This window comes from Ktedonobacter sp. SOSP1-85 (genome assembly GCF_016587415.1).
Taxonomy (GTDB): domain Bacteria; phylum Chloroflexota; class Ktedonobacteria; order Ktedonobacterales; family Ktedonobacteraceae; genus Ktedonobacter.
This window is the reverse complement of record NZ_BNJI01000001.1, coordinates 2,821,569-2,834,665: the sequence shown is the minus strand read 5'-3', so window position 1 is coordinate 2,834,665 and position 13,097 is coordinate 2,821,569. Positions and strand designations below refer to the sequence as shown.

Annotated in this window: 10 protein-coding genes; 9 read left to right on the top strand and 1 reads right to left on the bottom strand. The window is 53.5% G+C overall.

The genetic code is table 11. The features are described 5' to 3' along the window. Positions 1 to 148: 148 nt before the first annotated feature. The gene (locus KTE_RS11810; RefSeq protein ID WP_201381241.1) at positions 149 to 1,255 is read right to left on the bottom strand and encodes a dipeptidase; all 1,107 of its coding nucleotides are present in this window, start codon (positions 1,253 to 1,255) and stop codon (positions 149 to 151) included. 143 nt (positions 1,256 to 1,398) lie between these two features. Between KTE_RS11810 and KTE_RS11805 the strand changes: the two genes are divergently transcribed. From KTE_RS11805 to lon, 9 genes are all read left to right on the top strand, one after another. After that, positions 1,399 to 1,755 (top strand): stress response translation initiation inhibitor YciH, encoded by a 357-nt coding sequence (locus KTE_RS11805; RefSeq protein WP_201381240.1) that lies wholly within the window; start codon positions 1,399 to 1,401, stop codon positions 1,753 to 1,755. A 214-nt stretch (positions 1,756 to 1,969) separates the two neighbouring features. Continuing rightward, positions 1,970 to 2,446 carry a hypothetical protein gene (locus tag KTE_RS11800; RefSeq protein ID WP_201381237.1) on the top strand — a complete coding sequence of 159 codons (477 nt, stop codon included), beginning with the start codon at positions 1,970 to 1,972 and terminating at the stop codon, positions 2,444 to 2,446. 139 nt (positions 2,447 to 2,585) lie between these two features. After that, positions 2,586 to 3,242, top strand: a complete 657-nt coding sequence (locus KTE_RS11795; protein WP_201381235.1) for a hypothetical protein — start codon at positions 2,586 to 2,588, stop codon at positions 3,240 to 3,242. 732 nt (positions 3,243 to 3,974) lie between these two features. Next, positions 3,975 to 5,189, top strand: coding sequence for a 1,4-dihydroxy-2-naphthoate octaprenyltransferase (menA, locus tag KTE_RS11790; RefSeq protein ID WP_201381233.1), 1,215 nt, complete (start codon positions 3,975 to 3,977; stop codon positions 5,187 to 5,189). A 616-nt stretch (positions 5,190 to 5,805) separates the two neighbouring features. Further along, positions 5,806 to 6,276 (top strand): hypothetical protein, encoded by a 471-nt coding sequence (locus tag KTE_RS11785; protein ID WP_201370510.1) that lies wholly within the window; start codon positions 5,806 to 5,808, stop codon positions 6,274 to 6,276. Between the two features lie 200 nt (positions 6,277 to 6,476). After that, on the top strand, positions 6,477 to 7,349 hold the full coding sequence (locus KTE_RS11780) for a hypothetical protein (protein WP_201381231.1): 873 nt from the start codon (positions 6,477 to 6,479) through the stop codon (positions 7,347 to 7,349). A gap of 1,636 nt (positions 7,350 to 8,985) precedes the next feature. Continuing rightward, a complete protein-coding gene (locus KTE_RS11775) occupies positions 8,986 to 9,192 on the top strand; it encodes a hypothetical protein (protein ID WP_201370513.1) in 207 nt (68 codons plus the stop codon). Between the two features lie 214 nt (positions 9,193 to 9,406). Continuing rightward, positions 9,407 to 9,886: an Hsp20/alpha crystallin family protein gene (locus KTE_RS11770; protein WP_201381229.1), complete on the top strand. Its 480-nt coding sequence runs from the start codon at positions 9,407 to 9,409 to the stop codon at positions 9,884 to 9,886. 159 nt (positions 9,887 to 10,045) lie between these two features. Next, positions 10,046 to 12,901, top strand: a complete 2,856-nt coding sequence (gene lon / locus KTE_RS11765; RefSeq protein ID WP_236600374.1) for an endopeptidase La — start codon at positions 10,046 to 10,048, stop codon at positions 12,899 to 12,901. Positions 12,902 to 13,097 lie beyond the last annotated feature (196 nt).

Here is a 13,097-nt window from a genome sequence, read left to right as displayed (position 1 = left end):
CTCCAGACGGGGGCGCAGTCAATATTATCTTATTGAAGGAAAAGAAAAAATTACGCAGGTTTAATACAGGCCGTATCAATGATGGGATAAACGCGGAGAGGCCTGCCAGCCGCAAATGTTCGCGGCTGGCGTGGAGGAACAAGGATAGCTAGCTTGCGGGTAAAGCACGACTCAGGAAGCGTTGCCAGTTGCCTCCCATGATGTTGAGGATATCGGCTTCTGTATAACCATTCTGGCGCAAGACGTCGGCAATCTTTACAAAGTCCAGGGCCGTATCCAGTTCTTCGGGCGTCTCATCGCGGCCAAAGCCCCCATCGATATCGCTGCCCAGGCCAACGTGTAGAGCGTCACCGCTGAGCTGACAGATATGATCAATATGGCGCACGACCTGTTCGAGCGTCACCGGGAAGCGGTGGTTGCGCCGCCACTCGCCATTCAGGAAGAAATTGCCGGGAACCATACCAATCACCGCGTCGCGTTCAATAAGGGCGCGAATCATCTCATCGCTCAGATGGCGGTCGGTTGGGGTATAGATACGGCAATTACTGTGGCTGGCCATGACCGGGCCAGAGTAACTCTCCAGGGCTTGCCAGAAGCTCTCTTCCGCGCTATGCGACATATCCAGAATAATGCCTACACGCTCCATGACGCGTAAAAGGTCACGCCCCAGTTGCGGAAGTGGTCCGGGCGCCCTTGTTCCGCCAGAGTAGCGCGTTCCCTGCCAGGCCAGGCCAATAATGCGCAGCCCCTGGGCGTACCATTGCTCGGCCTCCTCAGGAGTACGAATGGGATCAGCCCCCTCCATGAGGGGAATGATGCCAAAGGGGCGCTGTGGATCTTCGGGGGAGCTAGTCTCCCAGGCTTGCAGATGCCGTTTTAGATCGGCCTGGTTAAGAATCAGCGAGATGCCTGGTTCACGTACTAGCTCGTGGTAGTAGGCGAACTGGGCTTGTCCAACCTGGTATGCTTCCTCAGCGGTGCGGTAGGACTGTGTAAGCTGTTTGCTACACGCGGGAATATGTTGTGAGGAGCATGGCTCACAGAAAATAGTGGCGCACACCATGGCAAAGCCAGCGCGGCGTAGTTCTGGCAGCCCCGACATGGCAATGCCGCCCGCGCCCTTGGTAGGGTGCGATTCAGGATCTCCGGTATAGCGTTCTTCACGCTGGCGTGTCTCGTAGACTGAGCGTCGAATGTCGCGGCCCCATTCGAGCGCATTGTAGGCAATGTCCTGGTGAGCATCAATGATAAGCACGGCACAATCCTCTCTAGCTCTAAGTCCATGCTTAGCATGGACCCTACAACTTTGCTCTCTATCATACACTGCTAGTGATCACGAAGGATAGGCTCCTATGGTAAGATAGGGGGCGTAGTGGAAGCACGAAAGGAGCCTGTTGTATGCCAGACCGAATCGTCTATTCGACCGATAGTGGCCGCGTCTCAACCTGTCCGCGCTGTGGCCAGCCATATAAAAAATGTCGTTGTGAGCAGGCAGGAGCGAGCGCGCCCGCCAAGAAAAGCGATGGCTTTGTCCGCATCATGCGTGATCGCAAGCAACGTGGCGGGAAGACGGTCACAGTAATTGCTGGAATTCCCACGGAAAACCTGGTTGAACTGGGGCAGCAGCTCAAAAAATTATGTGGCTCCGGCGGAACGGTCAAAGATGGGAACATCGAAATTCAAGGCGATCACCTGGAAAAGGTAGAGGCCAAACTCATCGCCCAGGGCTTTAAAGTCAAGCGCGTCGGCGGATAATTTTAAGCATATCAGCATTATAGTCCTCAGCAGGTACGATGCCAGTAAAGATTCGTGCAAACGCGCGAATCTTTACTGGCATCGTTATGTATTTCCGCTTTTCCGCTTTTGGGATGTATAGAGAGAATAGCAGGGTGTGAGAGGGAAGATGCGGCAGATACAGATGTTCTCCAACACATACTGCAACGTATGGTGTACAGAAGAGGCGGCGAGCATGAATATTCACGAGCAATTTGAAGAGTTTCTGGCAAAGATGGGGGTGGAGATGGAGCGACCAGAGGAGCAGCCTTTTAAAAAAGAGCGCTACAACGGCGAGGCGCTACCGGAGGTCTCAATCTTCCAGGCCTCGCGCGATCATTATGGCGTGTTCTACCGCCTGGACATTGTGGAGCAGCGACCCGAACTGCGCATCATGGTCCCGACGGAGCGTGGCGAGACAAAGATGAACATTTACCTGGTGCGTTTAAGCGACCTGATGCCCATGGCCGCCTGCTTCGCGGATATGGATGTGTATGAGGGGAGTGATGCCTATGAGCGTGGGCGCGAGGCCACCCTTCAGCATCTCCTCTATGCGACCGCCGAGATGATGAAGCAGTTGTTCTGGGCCGGTGACCTGGAATCCCAGACCTTTCCACCAGAGATTGAGGTACATGCCCTGTTACAGCAGGACCAGTTGAAGTTGCAGGGATAGGGGATGAGGATGGAAGCAGATGGCGTGCTAACCATGGCTCCTGCACATCGCTCTAGACAACAGTACCTATGCGGGTGTTTTCTGCTGTGTCCTTCTGGCTATGATACACTGTCTATAGTACAGAAAGGAAGCAAATCGTATGCCCGACAAATTAGAGCAAATTGGACAGCAAGCGATAGAGCATCTCTCCCTTAAACATGCCGCACGTGAAAAGGCTCTGCCCAAGTCACGTACCGTGATTCGCCATTGCGCAAACAGTATTCGCGCGACGCATCGCCATGAGCGCGAGCGGGCCAATGAGCTTATGGTCCAGGCGGCACAGTTATTGCAAGAAATGAAAGATGATCTGCTGGATCACCAAGATATCTACTATGCGGGCTTCGCTCAGGATGCGCAGAAAGAGTATGCTGAGGCGCGGTGCCTGGCGGCGCTTACCCAGTACCAGGAGCTACCAGACGCCGAGGAACTGGGTATTGGCTGGGCCGCCTACCTGAATGGGCTAGCCGAGGCCGCGGGCGAGTTACGGCGCTACCTGCTTGACCAGTTGCGGCGCGGAAATCTCCGCGATTGCGAGGCGTACCTGCGCCAGATGGATGATATTTATTCCCTGCTCATCTCCGTTGATTTCCCCGATGCCATTACCTCTGGCTTGCGTCGTACCACCGATGTGACGCGTGGTATTCTAGAGAAGACGCGTGGAGACCTCACAACCTCTGTTGTCCAGGCGCAACTCCAGCACTCCATTCAAGAGCTTTACCAGGCGCTAGGACAGGCTGGCACCACGGATACCAAATAATGACTTTACTGGGAAATTGGGAACGTACCAAACCCGGTAGGGACCAGCTTTAGCGCGTCCGAAGGCGATTAATCGCACTTCGGCGCGAGCCAAAAAACGATGAGGTACTCCTCTGTTGGGATAACGCTTCAGGCTTACGCCGCACTGCCATGAATGACATTCGGACGCGCTAAAGCTGGTCCCTACCGAGTGTGAGAAGCCACCTCGTGAGATGGCTTCCCGGTTGGTGGCATCGCCGTAGGCGCGAGAGGTATTGACCAGCGTCCCAGGCAACTTGACGCTCTCTATGGAAGCGTATATAGTTGATAGATAGTGAGATGCATATGCTTATAAGAGGGTGTTTCCCTGCCTCTGTATACTAAGAACAGTAATAACGCTCTGAAGGTTATGGGAGCGCGAAACGCTGCGCTTATCATGACCACCTGGGTAGCGATCCACTTATATTGAGCCAGGGGCGCAATATTCTTATTCTTTTCGTGAATGTTGCGTTCTAGCCATCCACATCGTCTTTCTTAATGAGCAGTCAAAACATAATAAACATATCGCTTAGCTAGTTAACGCCAGATGCACACTATTTCTGATAGATGGTGTGATGTACCCTGGCAGCCGCAGGCTGCCAGGGTACATCACACCATCTATCAGGACGAGCGCCGCAGGCGCGAGAGGTCAAGATGACGTTAGCAAAAATGCACTTATTTGCTATTTCATGGGTCTATGCCGAGAGGGAAGCGTATGGAAAAAGAAGAGCAGAAGAAGCAGGCTATTGAACGGCCTGAAAAGGAGAGCAAGAGTTCGATAGCGGGTACCACGGCACCAATTATTGAGGCTGATGGTGAGAAAGCGGAGCGTTTACCAACGGTTCCGCTAGATTCGCTCAAGGCTATAGGTGAACTGGAGCCACCCGTGGTCTCCGTTCATTCGGTAGAATCAACGCGCACCTTTAGTGTGCCTACTCCTCTGGTTGTGCAGCCAGCAGAGTATCATCGTTCCACTGGTGAATGGATGCGTATCTTCTGGGATGGCATACGCCCATCCTATTTGAGCCTATCGCTTTTCCCATTTCTCTTTGGAACGGTTTTAGCATGGAGTCAGCAGGTCAGTTCAGCCCATGTGCTGGGCCATTTCCGCCTCCTCTCCTTCGTGCTTTCCCTGGTGGCACTGCTTCTGGTGCATATGGGCGCTAATCTTATCAACGACTACTATGACTATATCCGTGGGGTCGATACCAGCAATCCTCTTGGACCTGGTGGTTTGATCCAGCAGGGGTTGATCAAGCCTACACGCGTGCTTGTGCTGGGCCTGATTTTCCTGGGTGCTAGCGCACTATCTGGCCTGGCTACTGTGCTCATCTCAATGAACTGGATGCTGGCTTTGTTTGGCCTGGTGGGTCTGCTTTTCGCCTATTTTTATAGTGGTAGCGGGAAGTCTCTCGCCGCTCTATGCCTGGGTCCGCTTGTGGCTCTAGGGATCTTTGGTCCCCTGGTAACGATAGGAGCATACATAGTCCAGGGTGGTGGTGATCTGCACAAAGCCTTGCTCTATAGCCTTCCGCTTGGCCTGACGGCGGCGGCAACGATCCTGGTAAACGACATGCGTGACCTGGAGGGAGACGTGCAGGCGCGCAAGTTTACCCTGGCCAATCGCCTGGGACTGACATGGAGCCGTGCCATCTTCCTCGTTTTGCTACTGGCTGCCTATGGCTTTGCGGCTTTCCTGGCCGTGCCATCGCATACGCCACACTGGCTGCTCCTGGCCTTTTTGACGCTGCCGTTACTGGTTAATATTGTGACTGGGATATTACGTGCCAGCAGCCCGAACAGCCTGCATCTCGTCTTTCGGGACATGCTCAGGCAGAATGCCTGGTTTGGTGTACTGCTTCTTATAGGCTTGATTGCCTCCACCCTGGTCTCGGCCATATCACTGGTGCCAACGCACCTGATGCGTTAAATACTTGCAATTGCAAACACGTTCTTTTGGGGAATATAATGAGCACTGTGGCAACTTGCGGTTGCCACAGTGCTCATTACACATTACCTCTACGAGTGCCGCAGGCGCGAGAAAAAGTAGCTTCTGGGCCTTAAATGTACTACAACAAAATTCCTACTATAAGCGTGCTAACTGTAACCATTCGGGCCATTTACAAGGCTAAAACACTGTGTTACACTTCGCTTAGTGCAGGATCCTCAGACGGATCACGGAAATAACCCAAAGCTCAGCAGCCATTTACCACATTCAACTCATACTGGCGCGAAGAGCCTAACAAGGGAAATCCGGGCATGTCAGATGGTTTTGCATTAGGGCGTAAGGTAGACAGAGACAGAAAAGGCCATAGCGAAGACATCCCTCAGTGCTTGCCCTCAGCGATCTTTTCTGTTCCCGTGACTTCCCCATGGTAGCATATGCTTTGTTTGTACGCATGGTGTCACCGCCTGGTCCGCTTACTTCTTCTCCGAAAACCCTGAGCGCGAAGTGCTAGTCACGCCAGTGACGTTGGGTTTCGGAATAAGATCTTAATGGCCCGGCTCAGATCACTGTTTGCGGTTGTTTCACAAGGAGGTGCTCTATGGCTGGCTGGGAAGAAGAACTGGCTATACTGTTGCACGAACTGGGTGTCAAACAGGAAGAACCTCAAACACCTTTATGGCAACGAGGCAGGCCCTATCCCCAACCTGATGACAACAGAAAACAAGATCACATTGCCGATGTGCTTTCCTGGCGTTTAGAGCAGACGACAGGCGAGGATGCGGATATTGACGATGAGATTGAAGAAGCGTGGGCAAACGACCTGAACTCCATGCGTCAGGAGGTCGACGCTATCGTCAACCAGGTAGTCCTCTTGATGCAGCGCGGTGGGCTTGATAGCTCAATTAAAGAAGATATTATGGTAGTGTTGCGCGCCCTGCGTCGACGCGCCCTCCAGCAGCACCAGTTGACATCGAATGATGAAGCAAGCTACCTGGAGTCCGCTACCGCCATGCTGCACTTCTGTCGCCTGGTCCTGCAACTTAGTGAGCAGGCCACGGAACACGATTAGCACACCCCTCTTCCTCATAAAACAATATTTTTGCCCTAAACAAGGTTTCTCCTTCTGGTTATGTGCCAGGTGCGCCAGGTCTGCGATTGTCAGATCTTGCAAGTAACTCCCTTGCTTGACTTTCGAGCTTTCCAACTGAAATACTATACTGTTCGTGTACAGAGTATTAGGTTGTACCAAGTTGAGCGAGGAGAGTACATATGCCAAAGGTGAGACAAGAACAAGAGGTCCAGGAGTTCTCCACAACGAAACCTTCGTTAAGTGAGTCTCTCTGGGATTTGACAAACTCGCCCTACGCGCAGAATATAATACAGCGGGGGGAAGTACTGGCCGACGAACTGCGGACACGAGGAGAGCGCGTGGCCTCCACTGTGCGTCATCGAGGTCGTAAGCAGAGCCAGCAATTGGCGAAGCATGGCGGGCACTTACGCCATGATCTGGGTGAATATAGCGACCAGGCCGCGCACGAATTCGCGAAGAGACGCGAGCAGGCTGTGCGTGAACTGGCTCGTTTTAGTGATCGGACCGCGAAGCGACTCTCAAAGAAGAGCGAGAAGGCTGCTCGTTCTGTGACAAAGAAGAGCCGGAAGATCAATAAAGGTCTGAACGAGTATGGCCAGCGTGTATTCCAGGGGATCAGCGAGCAGGATGGGCGCTTCTGGGCGCTTATCGGCTTCGGTATTGGCCTGGTTGCCACAACGATTGCCATGATCTTTGTCATACGTAAGCGTATGCAACAGCCTGAATTGACAGAGGAAGAGCATGTCCTACTCAAACAGAATGGAAATCTGCGCGAGAAAACCGTTGAAACCGCGCGAGGAACTATTCACGCCATTAACCTGCCTCGTGAGGAGGACGCGCAACCAGCAGAGGCCGCCCTACCGATTGTAACCGAAGAGCAGTCGACAGCCGACCAGGAGACGGCAAAACTGGTTGGTGTGGCAAGCTCAAAGCGTTACTATCCTATTGGCACGCCTCAGCAACTCACATCTGAGTCGATCTCACCCCTAGATATCGTCTACTTTGAGTCAGAGGCTCAAGCACAAGCCGAGGGATATACACCCGCGGAATAGCCTGTCAAAAGCAAAGTTAGAAGACGGGAGGACTCTCCTCCCGTCTACACTTATTTTTGGGTGGCTCTATATTTCCCTCTAAAGGCTCTATAAGCCTCTTTAGGAGATTTTTGTTTGTTGGAGTTTGTCGAATGGTTTCTTATGTTATTGATCGTCTTTGGTGTCTAAATTGGTGTCACCTTTGGTGTCGAAGGCCGGAATCGACTCAGCTTGTTTGTGAGTGTTTTATGAACTGGCGACGGCTCCTCCACTTGCGATCACCATCTATGGGCTCACTGCTTCTTTTGCCCGGTATGTGGGGATTGGTCTGGTGACTGCTGCGTAAGACATATCAGCACCGCTTGTTTGTTATTCCTCTCATCTCTGAGTCGATCTCACCCCTAGATATCGTCTACTTTGAGTCAGAGGCTCAAGCACAAGCCGAGGGATATACACCCGCGGAATAGCCTGTCAAAAGCAAAGTTAGAAGACGGGAGGACTCTCCTCCCGTCTTTTCTTTTTGTTTGCCTTACTTCTTCTCCGAAAACCCTGAGCGCGAAGCGCTAGACACGCAAGTGGCGTTGGGTTCGGAATAAGACCTTAGTCGTGGAAGCGTCTCTTGCGATATTGCCTGGGTAGTGCGTCATCCGCGAAGCCCTCATTGATGAGCCCATGTTGATAGAGGTAGCGTAGGTAGGCGAGTTGCTGTTCAAAGGTGGATGCTGGTTTCTCGGGCTTATTGGCGACGGCATCATCTTTTCGGGCATTTTCGGCGGCCTGGTTACTAGAGGATGGCGTTTTGGGAAGCGCCGTCTGGTCAGTGGAACTGCCTGGTTTTTGACTAAAAGGTGTATCAAGAATGGGGGATGCTCATGCTCAATAGCGACAGTGGTCATGCCTGTTTGAGGCATAGGGCCTTCTGAGGAGAGGAGCCTGGGGGGATTCGAGAGCATGGAGGCATTCCCCAGGTTTGTTGCCTGCTGGTTGCTCGTCGCTTTGGGGCGTCCCCATGGCCACCATGCGAATACGTTGTGCAACCACCTCTGGATTGTTTGCGTGATCATAACTCTACCTCTTCATTTACGGCGGACAATCGGTCACTGATTACCCTTCAATCACGCACGATTTGCGATTAGCGTCTCAAAATAAGGTGACTCATATTGAGAAACATAGAAACATAGTAGCATATCAACCCAGCCCTTTGCAACCATTAACTATATTGATTGGCGGCGCGAAAAGTTAGCTTGAAGTTGGCGCACTGAATGCGCATGGGACTTGAGCTTACCTATAGTCAATTGTACTTGCAATTTCAGGGTGTGCGTGCCATAATCAATAGGTCAGATCGCCTTATTCCAGAGAGAAGCGTTGTGTGCTATGAAACCGGTTATATGCGCGTGGCTGGATACGTAAATGGGTATATCAGTCAGCATGACCCGGTTGGGAATAGCCGCAGCTTCTGTATGGTTCTTATGGATAGTGAAAAGACGTTGTGGCGAAGCGATCTGAATACTTCTTCTCCGAAAACCCTGAGCGCGCTTGTCCCCGAATGGGGGAAGCGCTAGTTACGTAAGTGGCGTTGGGTTTCGGAATAAGATCATAGCTAAGGTTTGTAGGACACGTCATCGCTGAAATAGTACAAGAAAGCCAGGTGTCGGCTATGCAGGAAGACGTTCTTGGAACCCGCCGAACTGCCGTCGCAGAAGATATTGTGCTGTGCGCACGATGTGGTAAGGCAACTCCTATAAAGGACTCCCATATCATTGAAGGCGATGTACTGGACGAAACCCTTTCCGAGTTCGAGTACCTTTGCCCCGATTGCTGGCAGGCACTTGAAACGGGCGAAAAAGACCTGCCTATTGTATAGGCGTGTCGTCTTGTAGAAATATTGTAGGCAAAAGGCAAGGTGACGCTACAAGACGTAGTGAGCTTTGGACTTTTGCCTTTTTGCTCTTCATTCGCATCGCCGTTTGTCGCCAAATTTGGAGAAAGAGTCGCAGGGAGCAGATCAGTCAGGGCTATGACTCATGTCCATATGCCTATGATGACTGGTTCCCCGTCTCATAAAGAGGGATACTAGTATGCGCATGCGTTACAAGCAGGTAACCTATCGCTCAGTGGGAGCGGGGGCGCAACACCAGTTGGAGCAGCATTATCGTCGTCTCCTTAATGAGGCCTTGCGCCAGGGACAGCAGTCTATATCACATCGCTCTTCCTCCTGGCGTCCGCTCGCTGACATCCTTGAATCGCCTGAGACGATGATCGTCAAGGTTGAGCTGGCAGGCATGACAGAAGAAGAGATAGAGGTAACACTGTACGAAGATGCTCTGATTGTGAGTGGAACGCGCCAGGATATCCATGGCGGCTTGCCAAATCTCTATTATCATGAAGCCCAGGTACGCTACGGCCCATTTCGCCTGGAGGTGTATATTCCCTATCCCATTCAAGGGGACGCAGTCACCGCGCGCTACGAGAATGGATTCTTATGGGTCGAATTGCCCAGGTTACCTCAGGCGGGAGCCGAGCGTGTAGCTATACAGCGTCCTGATACAGACGCCTGATGAAGATGTGACAATGTATTCTCATTCTCTCTACCCTTCTAATAGGGGCATACCAGCCAGGTGAAATTGATGTTTCTTCCAGAGGTGCGCAGCCATTTCGCTCGCCATTGTGAGTCACCCTGCGAGAAGTCGTAGAGAAGGTTTTGGAGTTATATAAAAATGCATAATAGTGAGCAAGAGTTTGCACAGCAGGAGACACAAGAGGATGAAACTCGATCTGCTAGCATCCCGGGCCAGAATGAGCACGATGCTGCCGAGGTGACTCAGCCGCAGGAGCATGAGGAGTCTCCTACCAATGAGGTCGAAGATCCTGCTCAGGATGAGGAGTCTCCCAGCGCCGAAAGTGAGGATGAGGAGAACCCGGAGGAGAGCGAGACGCCACGCGAAGAGCCGCAGGCGCAGGAAGTGGTTGAGGAGTCCCTGGCCCAATTCATAGAAGAAGGTGTGAAGGCTGAGGGGGAGGAAGAACCCTTCAACATCCCCGAGATTCTGCCCGTACTGCCGCTAAAGGATGTAGTGGTATATCCCTACTCGGTACAGCCACTGGGCGTAGGCCAGGAGCGCTCGATTCGTTTGATTGACGATGTGATGCGCGGAGATCGCCTGGTCGTCCTCGTCGCGCAGAAGTCGGCCGAGATTGAGCAGGCTGGCCCCGATGAGATCTTCCGCATGGGCACGGTCTCGCGTGTGGGGCGTATGTTCCGCATGCCTGATGGAACGCTCCAGATCGCTGTGCAGGGACTAGAGCGCGTCGAGATCGGCGAATTTACCCAGGAGAAGCCCTACTTGATGGCTCATGTTACCGCTCGCCCAGATGTGCAGGAGAGCGATAACGAGACCGAGGCCCTCAAGCGCAACGTCATCGGTTACTTCCAGCGCCTGGTCGCCCTGGTACAGAACATGCCCGAGGGGGTCGCCGCCGCAACCCTCAATCTCGAAGAGGCGCGCCAGGTAGTATATGTAATTGCGACCTTTGTTCAGATGGAGCTGGAACTTCGCCAGAAGCTGCTTGAGCTGGATTCTGTGCGCGAAAAGCTGGTGCTGCTAAGCTCTTTTCTCGCACATGAGCTTGAGATCCTGGAACTGGGCAAGAAAATTCAGACCAGCGCACAGGAAGAGATGGGCAAGATGCAGCGCGAGTATCTCTTGCGCGAGCAGCTCAAGGCCATCCAGCGCGAGCTAGGCGAGGAGAGCGAGGAGCAGGCCACCGTTAACGAGCTTCGGCGCAAGATCGACGAAGCGCAGATGCCCGAGGAGGCCCTCAAAGAAGCCAATCGTGAACTCTCGCGCCTGGAGAAACTGCCCTCGGCCTCGCCCGAATATAGCATCATTCGCACCTACCTGGAACTGCTCGTCAGCCTGCCGTGGGGGCGGAGCACGGGCGAGAAGATCGATGTCTCGCATGCGCGCCAGGTTCTGGACGAGGATCACTATGACCTGCAAAAGATCAAAGAGCGCATCCTGGAATACCTGGCTGTACGCCATCTGAAGGAAGAGCGCCAGCAGGAAGAGGAGCAGCGCGAGCGCGAGCAGGAGGAGGCTGAGAGCCAGATCGAGCTTGAGGAGACAGGTGAGAAACGCCGCACCCAGCCACTCTTAACGCAGGAGCAGAAGCGGGTCATTAACCGTGAGCCAATCCTCTGCTTCGTTGGCCCTCCTGGAGTCGGTAAGACCTCGCTGGGTCACTCAATCGCCCGCTCGCTCGGTCGTAAGTTCGCACGCATCTCCCTGGGTGGTATTCGTGACGAGGCGGAGGTTCGTGGTCACCGCCGCACCTATATCGGCGCGATGCCTGGCCGTATCATCCAGACCCTGCGCCGCGTCGATTCCAACGACCCGGTGATCATGCTCGACGAGGTCGATAAAGTGGGCGCTGACTGGCGTGGAGACCCCTCCTCGGCGTTGCTGGAGGTGCTTGATCCAGAGCAGAACTACAACTTCCGTGACAACTACCTGGACCTGCCCTTTGATCTCTCCAAGGTAATGTTTATCGCCACGGCGAACTCTCTGGAGCCTATTCCGGCCCCCCTGCGTGATCGCATGGAGATTCTGGAACTCTCCGGCTATACCGAGGACCAGAAGGTGCATATTGCGCGTAACTACCTGCTGCCCAAGCAACTGGAAGCCAACGGTCTTAAGCCGGAGGAACTGACACTCGATGACGATGTCCTGCGCCTGGTTGTTCGCAACTATACCCGCGAGGCGGGCGTGCGTAACCTGGAGCGCGAGATAGGGGCGCTCTGCCGCAAGGTCGCCAAGCAGATCTCTGAGGGGAAAGAGGGTCCCATTCATATCGAGTCTAACCAGTTGACCGACTACCTGGGTCGCAGGCGCTTCTTTGAAGAGGCCGCCGAGCGCCTGGATCGTCCCGGCATCGCGACCGGCCTGGTGTGGACCGCCGTCGGTGGCGAGATCATCTTCATCGAGGCCGCAACTATGCCTGGCAAGGAGGAGCGCTTGATTCTTACTGGCCAGCTTGGCGACGTCATGAAGGAGTCCGCGACCGCCGCTTTGAGCTATGTGCGCTCTAACGCCCAGGCGTTGGGTCTGCCAAACCACGTCTTTGAGAACCAGAATGTGCATATCCACGTTCCCGCGGGCGCGATCCCCAAGGATGGCCCCTCGGCTGGCGTCACCATGACGACGGTCCTGGTCTCGCTGGCGAGCGGGCGCAAGGTTCGCTCCTATGTCGCCATGACGGGCGAGATTACCTTGCGTGGCAAAGTACTACCGATTGGCGGCGTCAAAGAGAAGGTTCTGGCGGCCTACCGCTCAGGCATTCGCGTCGTGCTTCTGCCCAAGAAGAACGAGAGCGATCTCATGGAAGACCTGCCCAAAGAGCTGCACGAAGAAATGGAGTTCCACTTCGTCAGTGATATTAGCGAAGTGTTGCAGATCGCGCTTGAACCAGAGGAGGCAAAGGCTGACCATAAGCACGAGGAGAATGGCACAGCGCGCACGCGCAAGCGTAAGAGCGACAAGGGCGAGAAGGTCGTCGCCCACGCTCACGAATAAATAGACAGTCAATCTCCAGTTAGAGGGAGGTCCGGCATTGCCGGACCTCCCTCTCTTGTTTGCGTTCAGGGCTGCTAAAGACCTCAGTATCACATCGGCAATGAGGACCCTGAATTATGCAAAATTCCTTGACATGTATATAAATTCGTGTTATGTTTAAGCTTCAGGCATGGAACAAAATTTCCATATACTGAAG

Coding starts and splice junctions, on each gene's coding strand:
- KTE_RS11805 (WP_201381240.1), top strand. CDS start 1,399: ATGCCAGACCGAATCGTCTATTCGACCGATAGTGGCCGCGTCTCAACC.
- KTE_RS11800 (WP_201381237.1), top strand. CDS start 1,970: ATGAATATTCACGAGCAATTTGAAGAGTTTCTGGCAAAGATGGGGGTG.
- lon (WP_236600374.1), top strand. CDS start 10,046: ATGCATAATAGTGAGCAAGAGTTTGCACAGCAGGAGACACAAGAGGAT.
- KTE_RS11795 (WP_201381235.1), top strand. CDS start 2,586: ATGCCCGACAAATTAGAGCAAATTGGACAGCAAGCGATAGAGCATCTC.
- KTE_RS11785 (WP_201370510.1), top strand. CDS start 5,806: ATGGCTGGCTGGGAAGAAGAACTGGCTATACTGTTGCACGAACTGGGT.
- KTE_RS11770 (WP_201381229.1), top strand. CDS start 9,407: ATGCGCATGCGTTACAAGCAGGTAACCTATCGCTCAGTGGGAGCGGGG.
- menA (WP_201381233.1), top strand. CDS start 3,975: ATGGAAAAAGAAGAGCAGAAGAAGCAGGCTATTGAACGGCCTGAAAAG.
- KTE_RS11775 (WP_201370513.1), top strand. CDS start 8,986: ATGCAGGAAGACGTTCTTGGAACCCGCCGAACTGCCGTCGCAGAAGAT.
- KTE_RS11780 (WP_201381231.1), top strand. CDS start 6,477: ATGCCAAAGGTGAGACAAGAACAAGAGGTCCAGGAGTTCTCCACAACG.